Genomic DNA, 17246 nt, shown 5'->3' on the forward strand with positions numbered 1-17246 from the left:
AAGATTTTAATAAAATAACTGAAATTCAAACGTTTTCGTTGATAAGTTTTCTTTATTAGAAAAAAGCTTCTAAATATTTCTTTTTTTAACCAAACTATTGGCTGTAGGATTAACTTTCTTATAAATTCATTTTCCCAAAAAAAAAATACAAATTTGCTGTTTTCGAATACTTTTTTAATATATAAAAATGAAATAAACGATAAAACTAAAAAAGACCTAAAAACAATCAATAAGTTTCTAAAAAAACAGAAACTTAAAAACTAATCGTCCTCGGGAAGAACAGCGTCCTGATTAACTTTTGGTTTGTCTGTATTTGGAGTTACTGGTTTTGTAAATTTTATAAAATCTGGATTTAAATTAGAATCAGAGTCAGTTTCTTTTACATTCTCTTTGTCCTTCTTTTTATTTAATTTATTGTTCTTAAACATTTTATCCACTAATTCGCTAAAAGTATCAAAATCGACCTCATAAGAAATACCAACACCTTGGGTATATCCTATGTCTTGACCTATATAATTGATATCGTTTTCCTTATTAAAGAAGTGCAGATTAAAAGAGCCATCCTCATTCATTCTGTATTTAATATCAATATCACCAACAACTGAGGATTCATGAACCCCTCCAAATGGGACACCAATTTTTCCATTTATAGTAATTCTTTCATTCACTTTTGAAGAAACAATTGCTTCAACTCTGCCATCGGTTTGTGAACTTGGCCTATTATCAGGAGAAACAACATTAAAATTCATTCTAAACTTTTCGTCATTTGAAGATACAATACTGCCCAACATACCCGAAGCCGTTTCATACAAACTCGAGGATACCGCTTGACTGGAACCGTCCTTACTTAAAAAACTCCCGGTTGACAATAAATACAAAGCTTGTGTCTGTCTTACATCTTTATCTGACAACTCAGATTCCAATTCAGATTTCATTACACTTTTAATCGTTGGAAAATCAATCATAAAATCTGGTTCCGGATGAGCCAAATCACCATGAATTCCAATAACTACTTCTACATCAATTTTTTTATTAACACTTGAATTCTCCAGTAACAAAGCAGGATTTGCAGATGTTTTATAAACAGCCTCAAGATTCAATTGCGCCCTCATAGGATTACCTTCCCAAACGATAGAGCCGCCTTTTTTAACGTTAAACTTTTTATCTATTAATCCGCCGTATTTAAAATTATAAGTTCCATCATAAGGCAAGAAATCTCCCCACATTCTAAAATCGCCCAAAGTATTTATTTTAAACAATAGATTTCCATTTCCTCTGCCTTTCATACCGTGCCCAGAATTTCTGTCCAAAATTACTTCAACCTCTGCGTTTGGCGTGATTTCTAAATCAAATTCTAATTCAAGTCCATTATAATTTCTATTCTTTTCAACTATACCTTTTTGCAGATTGAATTTTTCTTTAGGAGTAATAAAATGGATAAAGCTATTTTCACTGACACTTTCAGCATTGTTTATTGGTATTTTTAGAATGGTTCCCTTTTCAGATTTAGCATCTACCTTTATAAACAATCCGTTTGTGGGTCCTTTAATTGTCGCATTTCCATTAATAAAAGCGGTACCAAAATATGCCGCATCTTCACTGTCCTGAGTGTCTAAAACGAGGAATCTTTTTGAATTTATAGCCAAATCCAGCTTCCAATCCGAAAAATTCTTGTGTTCCACTACTCCATTCAAAGTACCGGTTGTCTTGTATTTTGTATCCGTCAGCGTATTATTCCTAAAAAGGAACTTTTCGTCAGTCAAATCAATAATCGTTCTGTCTTTTAAAGCATAATCAACATTTAAATAAGGTATGCTCAAGCCCCCGTCATTTACAAAAAGACGCCCGTTAATATCTGGTTTTTTTACCGTTCCTCCAATGGTTGCATTACCTGATACCTGTCCTCTTATATTAGAAATAACAGTACCTCCCAACGAACTCAAAGTAGCTAAGTTGAATCGGTCAAATTTAAAATTCAAATCAAATAATGTTTCTTTATTTACAATTTCAAAACTTCCATCAGCATTAAAGGATTCAAAGTCTTTATTTTCAATAGTTGAATATAAAGTGAATTTTTTGAGGTTCTCATCTCCTTTTATGTCAAATTTCAATACACCAAGATCATACTTATTGACTTTCAAATTATCAATGACTAATGAGGCTGTTGGTTTATAAACAAGTTTGTTTTGATTAAAATTAATTTTACCGTTTAAATTTCCATTAATATCAAAGCTTTCCTGAGCCGATGTTAATGCATTAATATCAAAATCCTTAAACTCCAGATTAATATCCTTATAGGAACTGCCTTTAAATTCTCCATTGAGCTTTATTTCTTGTTCTTTATTGGAAAGTATAAAATCATCAAGCTTAAAATCAGTTAATTTTTTATCAAAAACTAAGCGGTTATTAGATGAATTTTGTTCATTCAAAAACCACAAACTGTTTTTTAATTTAATCTCCGATTTACTAAAGCCAATTATATTTTTATTATCCTTATCAATAGTATGATATAAATCTAAATTAAAATAATCATCCCCTTTTGAACCTCCTTTAAATTCAGTACGGAAAAACAAAGTATCCTTTGAAGTAACATTGATTAAACTAAAATCCCGGATTTTATACATTTTAGTTTTAATGCTGTCCAATTCAATATAGGCATTATACAACGGATTCTTATTATCAATCGAAACCCGAATATTATCAAAAGAATTATCCGAAGCAGTTATAGTTGGTGAATTAAAATTAAACTTAAACTCATTGTTATCTGAATTAATAATTCCTTTTACTACCGTGTTTTCACTTATTTTCATTTCAGGAAAAAACATCTCAACAATTTTGTTATAAACTTCAAAATTAAATTTTAAGAACTGTCCTTTTCTAACTTTTACCGGCCTATAATTTGTATAAAGACTTCCCAAAGAATTTGAAATCAAACCTTTTAATTCTGCAAATTTAAATTTCCCAACTATAGTTCCATTAGTAATGTCAGGAGCCGTAATTTTTATGGTTCGGATTCTTTTTTCGTCAAAACTTGAATTTAAATTAAAATCATTAAATTGGTAAGTGCTTTTTGTATTAACATACGTAGCATTATTTATATAAATATTACCATGAAGATCCTCAATAGAATTTCCCTGCACATCGACAATAGCATCTCCCTTAAACTGAGATATTGTATCGCTTACAAAATTCAATTTGTGCAATTCTGCATTATCAACTTTTATCTGAAAATCATATTGGCTTTCTTTTTTGCTTAAATTAACCAACCCGTCAAAATTCATTTTCAAATTAGGGTCATTTACAATAATTGATCCTTTATATAATGGCAGTTTAAAATTACCGTTTATTTTTATGTTTTGATAATTATACCCATTATAAGCAATTTTAGATACATCCCCTTTTAAAGAAGTATCCAAATACTTTTCCGAAAATCCTTTCCCGTCAACATCTAAATTCAGACTTACTAAAGACAAATTTTTATTATCTAAAAGATTACCAATATTAAAATCATTCAAAACAACATACCCCTTATAGGCCGCTTTGTCGCTTTGATCCATATCTATAATCGTAAATTTAGCAGTTACCCCTCCCAAATCAGTTTTTGAAGTTAGATTTGCATGAATAGAAGTTGTAGTGACTTGTGTATTACCAACGAATGAAACATTTCCCAATTTCTTTATAATAACAGGGAGTTTTTTTCCTAATACATTGGGCAAAATGCCAACTAAATCAGTATAATTTGAATTTAAATGATCAAACTTCCCATTCATGTAGAATTTTTGATCCTTGTTACCCAAAAGATTTTTAAAATTTATAAAACCCATTAACCTTGTGCCGTTTTTATCATTTAGGCTTAAGTCCAAAAGCTTTAAATTATTCAGCGGTCCGGTAATATGGCTTCTAAGCTTAAAAACCCTATTTCTTCCCAATTCATTATAAAAACATCGAATATCATTCGTAGCTATTTTTGCCGATTTCAGTTTAAAATCAAACTCTACTTTATTTTCAAAATCTGAAAAATCTTCAATTTCATAATTCAGCGCAGCATAACCTTTAATAGTAGATTCTTCGGTTTTTAATTCCATTTTATCCAGTATCATGTGCTGTTGCGTGAAACTGTAATTCCCTTTTAAGTTTTTTATATACACTCCTCTATGATCCAAAAAAGACATTTTTTGAATATTCGCATATATTTCGGGGCCATAGATTTTGAGATTGGTAACTGAGATTTTTAATCGGGTAAAATCAACAGGTTTTGGTGTCTGATGATTCTCATTTATCAAAACAAATCTGCCGTTTGACAAATCAACACTCGTAGCAGTCAATAAAAATGGTTTCTTGGAAGGTGTTTTGCTTGTGCCAAAAGCATCTATAAAATAATCCAGATTTGTCTTTTTTTCCTTTTTATAGGTTTTTAGATTAAAAAGAACGCCATCCAGGTCTATATCACTGAAAATCAAATTACCATCCAGCATTTTTTTGAACCCTAGAATTGTTGTATTAATTCTTTTGGTGTAAATTAAAGTATCTTTATGATGATCAATAATTAAAACTTTTTTAATCTTAACGCCGCCAAAAAGAGTTAGCTGTACTTCATCGACATTCATGTGGATACCAAAGTCTTCATTTATACTTTTCATGAAATACTGTGCCAGATTTGTTTGAATAAAAGGCGTCGTAAGTGCTATAAAAAGTACTAACAAAAGTAATATTAGTCCAACGAAAGTACGGAATACTATTTTTTTAATCTTTTTGATACGTGTGTGTTTTTATTTTTTTGGTACAAATAAATAATTTGCCTTTAGAAATGGCAATATCTTAACTAAAAATCTTTAATTTTGGCCAGCTGTAAAAATACTCTTTTTATGGCAATACATCAAATATACTTCAAAAATCATCTGTATATATGCAAATTCCTGAGGTTTTTATACTTGCCATAGAAAGTTCATGCGATGATACTGCCGCCGCTGTATTGTGTAACGATAAAGTACTGTCTAATGTTGTGGCCAACCAGTTAATTCATAATCAGTATGGAGGTGTAGTTCCTGAATTAGCTTCGCGCGCGCATCAGCAAAACATTGTACCAGTTATCGAAGCCGCATTAAAAAAGGCTAATATCAAAAAAGAACAATTGTCAGCAATAGCTTTTACGCAAGGCCCTGGACTGATGGGGTCGCTTTTAGTAGGGAGCTCATTCGCAAAATCTATGGCTTTGGCATTAGGAATACCTCTTATTGCTGTAAATCATATGCATGCTCACATTTTGGCCCATTTTATAGATGAAGAAGGTTTTGATAAACCTGAGTTTCCTTTTTTGGCATTAACCATTAGTGGCGGACACACGCAAATTGTTAGAGTTGATGATTTTTTTGATTTGACAATCATAGGAGAAACCACTGATGATGCCGTTGGAGAAGCATTTGATAAAAGTGCCAAAATACTAGGACTTCCCTATCCTGGGGGACCTTTAGTTGATAAATATGCCCAATTGGGAAATCCAAAAGCTTTTCCTTTTACCAAACCAAAAGTTCCCGGATTAGACTTCAGTTTTTCCGGATTAAAAACCGCAATTTTATATTTTATTCAAAAGAAAAAAATTGAAAACTCTGCCTTTATAGAAGAAAATCTAAATGACATCTGCGCATCTGTTCAGTATACTATTATTGAAATTTTAATGGATAAATTAAAAATGGCCGTAAAGGAAACAGGCATTAAGCAGATTGCAATCGGAGGCGGTGTTTCAGCCAATTCCGGAATTCGAAATACTTTAAAAGCTACAGAAAATAAATACGGATGGAAAACATTTATTCCAAAGTTTGAATACACAACCGATAATGCTGCAATGATTGGAATTGTAGGTTACCAAAAGTTTTTATCTAAAAAATTTGAAACGGCAGATGTTGTTTCTAAAGCAAGAATACAATTTTAATTATGCAATTATTTTATAATCCAACAATAAACGAAGCTACCGAAACTTTTTCTTTTGATAAAGAAGAAAGCAAGCACATCATTAAAGTATTACGTAAAAAAGATGGAGATATTCTCCATGTTACTAATGGATTAGGATTATTATTTAAAACAGAAATCACTTTAGCGTCAGATAATAAATGCACTGTTCAAATAGTATTTGTTGAAAAAACCGAAACTCCAAAATACAAATTGCATCTTGCCGTTGCACCAACAAAAATGAATGACCGATACGAATGGTTTCTTGAAAAAGCTACCGAAATTGGCATACATGAAATCACCCCTATTATTTGTGACCGCTCTGAAAGAAAAGTAATTAATATCGAAAGATTTGAAAAAATCATTCTTTCAGCAATGAAACAATGCAATCAGCTGTACCTTCCGAAATTAAATCCTGCGGTTACTTTTAAAGAATTTTTAAAGGCAGAAAAAAACGGAACAGTATTAATTGCTCATTGCGAAGAAACCAATAAAAAAACGTTAAAATCTGTTGTCGCACCCAGCACTGATTATACAATACTAATTGGGCCAGAAGGTGATTTTTCGAACAAAGAAATTGAGCTGGCGCTTGGAAACAGCTATATTCCTGTATCTTTGGGAGAAACAAGATTAAGAACAGAAACAGCTGCTATTGTAGCTTGTCATAGTGTAGTCTTTACTAATGAAGATTAGATTTATATGAAAAAAGTATTGTTTGTATTATTATTCATTTCATTTCCTTGTTTCTCACAAGAAATCGCTTTACTAAAATACAATGGCGGTGGAGATTGGTATGCAAATCCAACCTCTTTGCCTAATCTGATAAAATTTTGCAATACCAATATACATACACGAATAAAATCGAAACCCAGAACGGTTGAACCAAGCAGTCCCGATTTGCTTTCCTATCCTTTTGTACACATGACAGGACATGGAAATGTTGTTTTTAACGATGCCGATGTAACTAATCTTAGAAAATATTTATTGGCTGGCGGATTTCTTCATATTGATGATAACTACGGAATGGATCAATACATCCGCAAGGAAATCAGAAAAATATTTCCTAATCAAGACTTAGTCGAAATTCCTACAAATCATCCTATATTCCAAAAACCATTTGTTTTTGCAAATGGTCTGCCTAAAATTCATGAACATGATGGCAAAAGACCTCAAGCTTTTGGAATTTTCATAGAAAATAAACTTGTATTGCTTTATACATACGAATGTGATCTTGGTGATGGCTGGGAAGATGCTGAAGTTCATAACGACCCTTTGGAAGTTCGCGAAAAAGCTTTAAAAATGGGGGCTAATATCATTAATTACATATTCACAAATTGATTTCCTCTTAAGGCACTTTTGCAAAATATTATTTTAACACATAGAAAAGTACATTTTCTTTCCACAAGCAATTTTTAAAAGGKCAGATATCTGATTTTCAACATACAAAAAATCTGTTTTTTTATATTAAAAAAATTACCCACGAGTTACATTATCAATTCATTAAATATAAAGTTAGAATATTTCTCTCTTTAAAAACATATTTTAACAAGTATAAAACTACTTTAAATTTTATTTTAATTTTACAAAAGGCTTTAAAATAAATTTTTAATAAAAATAAACCTACGTAATTACACCCAAATAACTGTTTTTAAACCCAGTAAAAACAATACTTTTTTAAAAAGCACCTAAATATATGTTGCAAAAATTTGTTATTCGTGCATTATTGTTATAAAATTGTAAAATAATTAACCAAATAAACATTTTTATAACAAAAACCAACACTTATGAAAAAATTAATTTTGTCAGCAGCGGCTGTACTTTTATTGTTTTCTTGTCAAAATGATCAAAATGAAACTGCAAATGAAACAAATGCTGTCACACAGCGAAAATGTGCCTCACAAGATGTTTTAGAACAACAGTTAAAKGCAGATCCGACATTGGCTATCCGAATGAATCAAATCGAAGCTTTTACACAAAATGCGTTATTAACAAAACGTCTTGTTAATGGAAAAGTTGTAATTCCTGTAATTGTAAACGTATTGTACAAAACTACAGCAGAAAACATATCGGATGCGCAGATAAAAACACAAATTGATGTATTAAACAAAGATTACACTGCTACAAACTCTGATTTCTCAAGTACACCCGCAGAATTTGCATCAGTTGCTGCGAACATTGGAATTACATTTGAATTAGTAAAAATCAACAGAAAATCTACGACAAAAACATCTTGGGGAACAAATGATGCCATGAAAAAAAACAGTCAAGGCGGACTGGCTCCAACATCACCAACAACAAACCTTAACTTATGGGTTTGCACCATCGGAGGAGGAATATTGGGCTATGCTCAATTTCCAGGAGGAGCTTCAGCTACAGACGGAGTTGTAATTGATTCTAAATACTTTGGATTATCTGGAACTGGAAGTTTTCCTTATAATTTAGGAAGAACTGCAACTCATGAAGTAGGACACTGGATGAACCTTAGACATATTTGGGGTGATGCATCCTGCGGAAACGATTTGGTTGCAGATACTCCTGTTGCTAAAACTTCAAACTTTGGAGTGCCAGCTTATCCATTCGTGAGTACATGTCTTCCTGCTCATAATGAAATGACAATGAACTACATGGACTACACTGATGACAGAGGCATGTTTATGTTTACTAATGGCCAAAAAGCAAGAATGACTGCTTTATTCGTTTCTGGTGGAGCAAGATCGGCTTTTGGAATATAATTCCTAATTTATTTTAGTTTTAAAAACTCGCTCCTTGTTAGCGAGTTTTTTTATCTTTATAACCTGAGCAGTTCAATAATTTTGGTATCCATCAAAAAATAACAGCCGTTGTTGCTTCAAATGAAATAGCGCTCAGATACATAACTAAATACAACTATATGATTACATCCAAAATTATAGCAAATGGTATTGTAAGAGCTGTTGCTGTTTTAATTTTAGCTGCATTAATACTTTATTTTCTATATCAAATTCAGAATATATTAATTTATCTTTTGATTTCATTGATACTGACCCTAATTGGTTCTCCTATTCTAACTTTTTTGAAAGAAAAGCTAAAATTCAAACACACATTAGCTACAATAGCCGTTTTATCTATTTACTTTTTAATGATTTTGGGTTTTATAATGATGTTTATTCCTTTGATAATTTCGCAGGGGCAAAATTTATCTCTTTTAAACACAACTGAAATAGAGAGAAACAGCTTGGAACTTATTCAAAAGATAAACACATTTCTTGAAGATCATCATATTGATTCTGCAAAGCTATTTAATCCTAACAGCTTTAAATCTTTCATTAATTTTAATACTGTACCTAATTTTTTAAATTCAGTTATAGGGACAATTAGCGGTTTTGGGATGGGATTTGGTTCTGTTTTGTTCATTACATTTTTCTTTCTCAAAGACAGATCAATTATTTTGGAAGGTGTTAAATTATTAATTCCCGATTCTCACGAAGAAAAAATATTAAATTCTGTAGAAAAAATAAACCTATTGCTTTCCCGATATTTCATTGGATTATTAGTTCAGTTATTTATAGTTTTTTTGTTATATGCCATCGTTTTATTCATTTTCGGTATACCCAATGCCTTAGTAATTGCTTTTTTATGTGCCGTTTTAAATATCATCCCTTATTTAGGACCACTAATTGCTTCTGTATTTGCTGCGGTTTTGACAATGCTAAGCAATTTAGGTTCCGATTTTCAATCCGAAATTTTACCTACGACTATTTATATATTAATAGGTTTTTGGATAGTACAGTTAATTGACAATAATTTTTCTCAGCCTATTATTTTTTCTAAAAGCGTAAGTTCCCATCCGCTGGAAATATTTCTGGTAATATTAATTGCCGGTTTCTCTTTTGGAATTTTAGGAATGATTATAGCAGTCCCGTCATACACCATTTTGAAAGTAATCTGTAAAGAATTTTTCCCTGACAATGAGTTTATACAAAACATAACAAAAAATATATAAATTGAACTTAGACCTTTTAAATCCTAAAATACAGGAATTTATAAATTTAAATATTGGAGTTTCCGTTTCAAAATTGGCACTTCAAAAAAATCCGTTCCCAACAGTCGAATGGATTTCAATTCTAAATCAAATTGCAGCAAAATCAAAGGCAAAAGAGAAACTGACTACTTGGTTTTCTACTCCAAACATTATTTATCCAAGTAAAATTTCGGTAGAACAGACTTCTTCTGAAATAACAGCATTGCACAAAGCATCCATTGTTTCCGGCGAAAACTTAATTGATTTAACGGGAGGTTTTGGCATTGATGATTACTATTTTTCTAAAAAGATGGAAAGCGTTGCGCATTGTGAAATCAATACTGAACTATCTGAAATCGTACAGCATAACTTAAAACAATTAAACAATAACAATATCATCTGCTACGCTGGAGACAGTAATGAAACATTATTAAAATTAAATACAAAATGGGACTGGATTTATATAGACCCTTCAAGAAGAAATGATATTAAAGGCAAAGTATTTATGCTAAAAGACTGCTTGCCAAATGTTCCCGAAAATTTGAGTTTTTATTTTGAAAAAGCCAATTCTATATTAATAAAAACAGCTCCAATACTCGACATTTCAGCAGGAATCAATGAATTAAAACATATCAAAGCGATACATATAATTGCTGTTGAAAACGAAGTAAAAGAACTGCTCTGGGAATTAAATAAAAGTTATAATGGAACCATTACTATTAAAACGATAAATCTTGCAAAAGAAAAAACAGAGGCTTTTGAATTTATTTTGGATGAAAATCAGCTCCAGCCTAGTTTTAGCTTACCGCAAAAATATTTGTACGAACCCAATAGCGCCATCATGAAATCCGGCGGTTTTGACCAAGTTGGACTGTTTTACAAATTAAATAAACTGCAAAAACACTCACATCTTTATACTTCCGATGAATTAATATCTTTTCCCGGCAGAATTTTTGAAATAGAAAACTGTATTCCTTATAGCAAAAGTGAAATGAAAAACTATCTGGAAAACCAGAAAGCAAATATCACTACCCGAAACTTTACTGATTCTGTTGAGAGCATTCGAAAAAAATGGAAAATAAAAGAAGGCGGCAATTTATATTGTTTTTTTACAACTGATGAAAATAACAGTAAAATTGTTTTAATTTGCAACAAAATAAAATAAAAATGAAATACATACTGGTTCTGGCATTCTGCTTTTTAAGTTTTTCTACTTTCGCTCAAAAACCTTGTGAATACTCTACGAATGTTACCGATTCTATCGGCACATACAAATCCACAAAAGAATACTTAATTCATGAAAAAGTATTTGGAGGAAATTCGAATTACATTTTTTGTTCCCTGGCATTAACAGATGGACTGCCTACTTTATCACTGCAGTTTATTCAAAAAAGCAAAGACTTTGTAAAAGCCAATTGTTTTGACAAAAATTCGAAAATCTTCCTACAGCTGCAAAATGGCAAAATCGTAACACTTATACATATTGACCAACTAAGCTGCGGATCATTAATTCGTGATGATAAAGGTTTTGACAACAGGGTAAAAGCTGGAACATTTATGTTTGCAAAGGACAACTACGAAGAACTGAAAAAATCTCCTGTGATTTTAATGCGGATAAAATACCTGACAGATATAGAAGATTATATACTCAAAAAAGAATTCACTGCTGAACTGGACGGTAAAGTCTATCAGCCCGAAACTTATTTCATGAATAACATCCGATGCATCGAATAAAAAAAATGGTAAAATCATCAAATAAGCTATTAGCTAACCATTCTTGATTTTACCATTTCTTTTGAAATTTTATTTAATCACAAAACCAGCAACGGTGCAATTATACCAAAACTAAGCTGACCTGTTGTCCCATTCACTGCTCCAAAATTCTTTTGGGCATAGTCTGAATAATTGTTCCTTTTGGCGACATAACCCGCATAAAACTTCATATTAAAGTCGGCAAAAGGCGAATACTCAACAGTAGGAATAATACCGTAGGAAGTCAATAAATGACCGCTTTTATTTGGATCTAGATTGCCATCCCAATAAGCGTTATCATTCATCAGCGTAAGCAGAAGATTCAATTTTGGACGAATTTGATATTCAGCTCTAATCCAATTTTCTACATAAGAGACATTCTCTGCCGCATACGGATGCTTGGTTTTGATAATATTCGAAACCACGCATTTTTGGTCCAAGTCCTCTTTGCTGTACTGAAAATCATAATACAGCACCAGCTTGTTGTTTTTGTACTTGTTTCCTAATGAAATCAAATTTCGGCTGGCATTTTCGGCATCTATGAAATATCCGTAACTGCAGGTGGTTTCTAGTTTTTCGCCAAAAAAACTGCCTTTCCAATTGCCAACGGCAGCCAAAGGCGTTTCTGTAGCGGTAATCCCCGGAGGAACAGCAGTGCCAAATTGATCCTGAAACGTTTTGGTACGGGAATTCAGCACCTGAAAATTAAACTTGTTCTTATGATCTTTTAATGCATACGAAAGTGAAGCTCCTGCCATAAAATTTTCACCATAATTGTTTATGGCATTATACGATAAAATTTCGATAGGGTTTGTCAGGAGTTCATAACCTCCCCAATCCCCTATCATTTTCCCAAAAGACAATTTCGTTTGCGGAGACACATCAATTGTCAAATAAGCCATATCGACGGTACGGCTGGCATTGTCGATCGTATTCGGATCGGCAATTTTGGTATATCGGTTTCGGAATCTAAAAAAAACTTTATCGTGAATTTTTCCTTTCACTTCAAATCGGAGTTGATTTACCGAAAAAAGGGAATTCACATGTTCATTATCCGCAAAATAATTATCAAAAGCCAAACGAGTATTAAAGATCACATCAACGTCTTTTAACAAAGAAGCTTTCGAAGTTGGAATCAAAGGAGTTGCCGTAACATTTTCTTCCGGGATTTCATTTTGCCCAAAAGAAAAAACAGGCATCAAAACAAGCATCCAGTAAATAAAATAATTTTTCATTATTAGCTATTGTATATTTTTAAAAGTTACTTCACCCGACTCAATATCATACAAAGCGCCAATAATTGTGATTTTATTCTGGTCAAAACGCTCTTTCAAAATTGGCTCAGCTGTTTTCAAGAAAGCAACGCCGTGAGCAATATTGGCATCTATGGCTTTATCGACAGACAATTTATCGGTAATCGACAAATTTTTTTCTTCGTTTTCGCTTTCGATGTAATTGATTATATTTTTAATGTGGTCCTCGTGATCGTAATGCCCTTTTGAATCAATAAATGCTTTTATGGCTCCACAGCTTTTGTGTCCCATTACAACAATTAATTTGCATTCCAGATGTTCAACGGCATATTCCAAACTTCCCAATTCGTAATCTCCAATCACATTTCCGGCAGTTCTTATTGAAAAAATATCGCCCAGCCCTTGGTCAAAAACAAGTTCGGCCGGCACTCTGGAATCCGAACAGCTCACAACAACGGCAAACGGATGCTGCCCTTTTTTGAGTTCCCGCAATCTTTCTAAAGTTTCATCGGGATGCATGGGTTTTCCCGAAGCAAATCGGCTGTTTCCTTCTTCGAGTTTTTGAAGCGACGTCAAATTAATGTTTTCAGTGTGGTTACAAGCAGAAAATGCGCTTATAAATAGCAGATAAAGCAGTCCTTTTTTAATCATGATAGTTTTCCTAAATTGCGACAAATCTAAGCTGTCAAAAAGTTTAGGCTAACTTATCCTTGTCTATGAAGTAACAAATTTAGGGTCATGAAACCTCGCAAATATTGACATTTATCATATTTGGAGGATTAATTTTATTTAAAAATAGATGCTGAAAATTATCAAACGATATAGTTGATAAATAGTCTTGAAATCATTTTTATTTAGGAAAAATAACCGACATATAACCCTCTCAAAAGTTGTGAATAACTTTACGATGCTTTACATTAGGAGTAGCTGTTAACAGTAGTCTTTATTTATCAATTTCTGATATATTTAAATTTTTAGATATTTTAAGCCAACTAGAAATCATATGAAATAACAAATAAGCAGTTATTAATTGTAGTAATCTAATTATCTGTGATAGTTTTGATAAAGGTTTTATAAAACCAAAAACAAAACCTGTTACTGAATCTAACCATATATCGTTATAAGGGATAAATTGTTTTGGATTTTGGATTTTCGTATTTAATAAATTCATTTCTTCAGTAAATTTATTAACTCCATCGATTAATTTCCCTGATTCTAATTTTAAAGTTGTAATTCTGATATTATTTTTAAAAATGTCAACTTCTTTTTCTCTACTTCTATCATTTGGTCTCTCATCGTCTTTTGAAATAGATTTAACAATAAAGGTGTATTCTTTTATTTTTTGCTTTCTATCTTCAAGTAAATTAATCTTTGTATTAGGAAATTTTGACTTTAAGTCAAAAATAAAAACTGAATCTTTATAATTTTTGAGTTCTTCTTTATAGTTTTTTATATTTTTATTTAAATATTCATTATTAAAGCTATAGTTTTCTTTGTTATAGGAATAGTTTAGATAATGTAAATAAGGAAGTAAACCAATCAACAAAAAGGTAAGAAAGAAGAAAGTTGACATATTACTATATTTTTCCCTTGTTAAAATAAATGAGTAGGCTAATAATCCTCCAATAGAAACTAAGTAAATTATTTCGCCATATTTTATCGACACTTGTCCGCCAAAAATATATTTTAATATGAAAATTAATAAAAATGCTATTATTAATAAATAAGATACCCTCCTTTGTTCATTAACTTCATCCATATTATTCAAATATTTATTTTCTAAGGTAAGATTACTGTTAACGTCAGACTGTGAAAAAACTAAAATCATCCTCTTGAGAATCTCATATTTGAGTTATTTCTTTGGTAGTCCTCCGAATACTTTTTAAATTTAAAGTAGTTTTTTCACAGCCTGACGTTCTGGTACTACAGCGGGTTTGGTACTAAATTAAACCCTATTCTCGGATTTACCAAATCATCCCAAATAATAAAACCAACTTTCCATTAAGCCAATTGCCCAAATCCGTTGTAGCAGCTGTTTTGCGTTCGTTATTTTATTTCGTTTTTCATTCTTTCATATAATTCTTCAATTTCATTCCAATTGGTTTCGTCTTTAGTGCTTTGTTCAAGAAAAGATAGATTTTTTTCAAATTCTAATTTTCGTTCTTTTTGCTCTTCAACAAGTCTTATTTTATCCACTTTTATATCTCCCCATTCTTTCGCAAGTATCAATTCTATTTGATTGTCCATTCCTTTAAAAAACTGTTCTCCAAATATTTTAACTTGATTTACAAAATGCGAAAAGTTCATTTCAAAATTTCCGTCCTTTGCTGTCCACAAACTAATTCCGTTTACCAAAATGTACTCTGTATCCCAAACAATCCTTATTCTGTCGTTACATCTAAAAAACGATAAATGAGGACCACCTATTAAATGTCCTGAATCGAATAGTCGTTCATAAGTCCACGAAATTAATTTGTCATATTCCTCAAAATAAAAGTCGCTGTATTCTTCTTCATCAGTATCATAAATATCAAGCCACTTTTGAGTATCAACTCTAAATTGCTTTACGTTTTCTGTTATACTGTAGAATTTATCGGGGATTGATACGCTTATTTTCTCAAAACGTTCTGTGAAATCTTCTAAAAACCTAACAATGTAATAGTCGTTATATGGCGTTAATTTGTTACCAAAATACCGCATTGCTTCTGCTGAATATTCATAGATTGTTTGGTCATTAAATTCTAGCCACAAATCTCCGTCTGTCAACCAAAACCAACTTAAATACAAGTCTGGCTCTTTTCCAACAGGAATTATTTTGTCAAAGTCTTTAAATTTAAAATTTATCACTATTATTTTTTATAATGATGCACAACGTCAGTCTGTGAAAAAACTAAAATCAGCCTCTTGAGAATCTCATATTTGAGTTTTTTCTTTGGTAACCCTCCGAATACTTTCTAAATTTGAAGAGGTTTTTTCACAGCCTGACGTTCTCGCGCTACAAGCAGTTTGGGACTAAATTAAGCCCATTATTCGGATTTGCCAAATCATCCAAATACAAAACCAACTTTCCTTTAAGCCAATTGCCCGAATCCGTTGTAGTAGCTTTTAGGAGTAGTGGCTTTATCTTTTCGGTCTATCTCCAGAACCACTTCCACTTTTAATTCTATCATTTTCTTGCTGTTGACGTCTTTTTTCTTCGTCATGACGTCTTAGGTCTTCTTGCTGTTTTCTTGCTTCGGATTCTCTTCTTTTTTTTTCCTCATCACTCATGATTTTTATATATTACAGTTAACAAATATTATTGTTTGAATTATTCCTATTACTAGACAAATAAACGATAGTAGATTTAAAATATCTGTTCCTTTGTTACAGATTTTATGTATTGTTTCTAAAAGCTTCGGATTTCCACTAATTTCGCGTTTTTCAATTTCATCGATTATGTTATTCACACATTTTATATCAAGTTTATTAGCGAAATATCCAGAAATTTGAGAGAGTAAGTTTATAATTAATGCAGTTGAAAAAAACATCCAAGATAATCCAACTAAGAATTTGTCAGCTTCTTTGAAGTTAGAGTATAAACTAATACCTAAAACTAATCCTCCGCTTGATAGCGTAATAATGAGAATATCAAATCTTTCTATTGAGTATTTAACTCTATTTTCCGCTTTCAGAATGTATTCTTTAAGTGCACTTAAATATTTTTCATTCTTTTCTTTTTCATTCTTTTCTTTTTTCTTCATTCATATTTATGGATTAATACTGCTGATTGTCATTTTGCGGTGCCATTACTCCTAACAACCAGATTAGCGAAAGTTCATACTGTTTACTTACTTTTCCAAATATAAATAATATCCCTTACAAATTCTAAAAAGAACCTTTTATTTGTTAGACGTTTTTAGCCTAAAATCTCTTGTTATCACTTAATACTGTGATGCGTGACACACCCAGATAATTTTGAAAAGCCAGATTTCAATCCGCTTTCTTCTTTGTAAAAAAAGAAAAATTATCACCTGCAAAACTGCTTTTAAAACTGGAATTTTATTTTTTATTACAAAAATAGCTTGATTTGTTAAAAATTTGACTTTTACAAAAAATTTAGCATTTGGTTTAAAAAAAAGATGTAATTTTGCGCCAATGAAAAAAATAGAAACATATAAAACAGTTATCTCCCGGATAATTACACCTAGGACTTCTCCCGAAGTACGGATGCTATAACTATAGCCTCCACTGTGTAATCGTATTATATTATTCATTTCTTATTTTATCGTTTTGAAATTATTTCCATTTTTATT

The 17246-nt window shown here is 31.4% G+C and carries 15 protein-coding genes; 7 read left to right on the forward strand and 8 right to left on the reverse strand.

From position 1 onward, the window contains the following. Positions 1-260: 260 nt before the first annotated feature. Positions 261-4640, reverse strand: coding sequence for a translocation/assembly module TamB domain-containing protein (locus tag AC1DVP_RS12505; RefSeq protein ID WP_477183806.1), 4380 nt, complete (start codon positions 4638-4640; stop codon positions 261-263). A 266-nt stretch (positions 4641-4906) separates the two neighbouring features. Between AC1DVP_RS12505 and tsaD the strand changes: the two genes are divergently transcribed. From tsaD to AC1DVP_RS12540, 7 genes are all read left to right on the forward strand, one after another. Beyond that, positions 4907-5929, forward strand: a complete 1023-nt coding sequence (gene tsaD / locus AC1DVP_RS12510) for a tRNA (adenosine(37)-N6)-threonylcarbamoyltransferase complex transferase subunit TsaD (RefSeq protein WP_477183807.1) — start codon at positions 4907-4909, stop codon at positions 5927-5929. A 2-nt stretch (positions 5930-5931) separates the two neighbouring features. Continuing rightward, positions 5932-6639 (forward strand): 16S rRNA (uracil(1498)-N(3))-methyltransferase, encoded by a 708-nt coding sequence (locus AC1DVP_RS12515; protein WP_477183808.1) that lies wholly within the window; start codon positions 5932-5934, stop codon positions 6637-6639. A 6-nt stretch (positions 6640-6645) separates the two neighbouring features. Further along, positions 6646-7284, forward strand: coding sequence for a DUF4159 domain-containing protein (locus AC1DVP_RS12520; protein WP_477183809.1), 639 nt, complete (start codon positions 6646-6648; stop codon positions 7282-7284). A gap of 446 nt (positions 7285-7730) precedes the next feature. Further along, the gene (locus AC1DVP_RS12525; protein WP_477183810.1) at positions 7731-8678 is read left to right on the forward strand and encodes a zinc metalloprotease; all 948 of its coding nucleotides are present in this window, start codon (positions 7731-7733) and stop codon (positions 8676-8678) included. Between the two features lie 158 nt (positions 8679-8836). Continuing rightward, positions 8837-9928 (forward strand): AI-2E family transporter, encoded by a 1092-nt coding sequence (locus tag AC1DVP_RS12530; RefSeq protein WP_477183811.1) that lies wholly within the window; start codon positions 8837-8839, stop codon positions 9926-9928. 1 nt (position 9929) lies between these two features. Continuing rightward, complete coding sequence (locus AC1DVP_RS12535) at positions 9930-11111, forward strand: THUMP-like domain-containing protein (protein WP_477183812.1); 1182 nt, start codon at positions 9930-9932, stop codon at positions 11109-11111. 2 nt (positions 11112-11113) lie between these two features. Further along, entirely contained in the window at positions 11114-11680 is a 567-nt protein-coding gene (locus AC1DVP_RS12540; RefSeq protein ID WP_477183813.1) for a hypothetical protein, read from the forward strand. Between the two features lie 77 nt (positions 11681-11757). On the opposite strand, the gene AC1DVP_RS12545 is transcribed toward AC1DVP_RS12540, so the two are convergent. The 7 genes from AC1DVP_RS12545 to AC1DVP_RS12575 all read right to left on the reverse strand — a co-directional run bounded on the left by AC1DVP_RS12545 (position 11758) and on the right by AC1DVP_RS12575 (position 17207). Further along, positions 11758-12933, reverse strand: a complete 1176-nt coding sequence (locus AC1DVP_RS12545; protein WP_477183814.1) for a porin — start codon at positions 12931-12933, stop codon at positions 11758-11760. A 6-nt stretch (positions 12934-12939) separates the two neighbouring features. Further along, positions 12940-13602, reverse strand: coding sequence for a carbonic anhydrase (locus tag AC1DVP_RS12550; RefSeq protein WP_477183815.1), 663 nt, complete (start codon positions 13600-13602; stop codon positions 12940-12942). 292 nt (positions 13603-13894) lie between these two features. After that, entirely contained in the window at positions 13895-14710 is an 816-nt protein-coding gene (locus AC1DVP_RS12555) for a hypothetical protein (RefSeq protein ID WP_477183816.1), read from the reverse strand. A 287-nt stretch (positions 14711-14997) separates the two neighbouring features. Then, a complete protein-coding gene (locus tag AC1DVP_RS12560) occupies positions 14998-15798 on the reverse strand; it encodes a DUF5984 family protein (RefSeq protein WP_477183817.1) in 801 nt (266 codons plus the stop codon). A 224-nt stretch (positions 15799-16022) separates the two neighbouring features. After that, entirely contained in the window at positions 16023-16154 is a 132-nt protein-coding gene (locus AC1DVP_RS12565) for a hypothetical protein (protein ID WP_477183818.1), read from the reverse strand. Between the two features lie 72 nt (positions 16155-16226). Further along, the gene (locus AC1DVP_RS12570; protein WP_477183819.1) at positions 16227-16694 is read right to left on the reverse strand and encodes a hypothetical protein; all 468 of its coding nucleotides are present in this window, start codon (positions 16692-16694) and stop codon (positions 16227-16229) included. Between the two features lie 180 nt (positions 16695-16874). After that, the gene (locus AC1DVP_RS12575) at positions 16875-17207 is read right to left on the reverse strand and encodes a hypothetical protein (RefSeq protein WP_477183820.1); all 333 of its coding nucleotides are present in this window, start codon (positions 17205-17207) and stop codon (positions 16875-16877) included. Between the last annotated feature and the right edge of the window lie 39 nt (positions 17208-17246).

The organism is Flavobacterium sp. P3_A6, assembly GCF_056403035.1.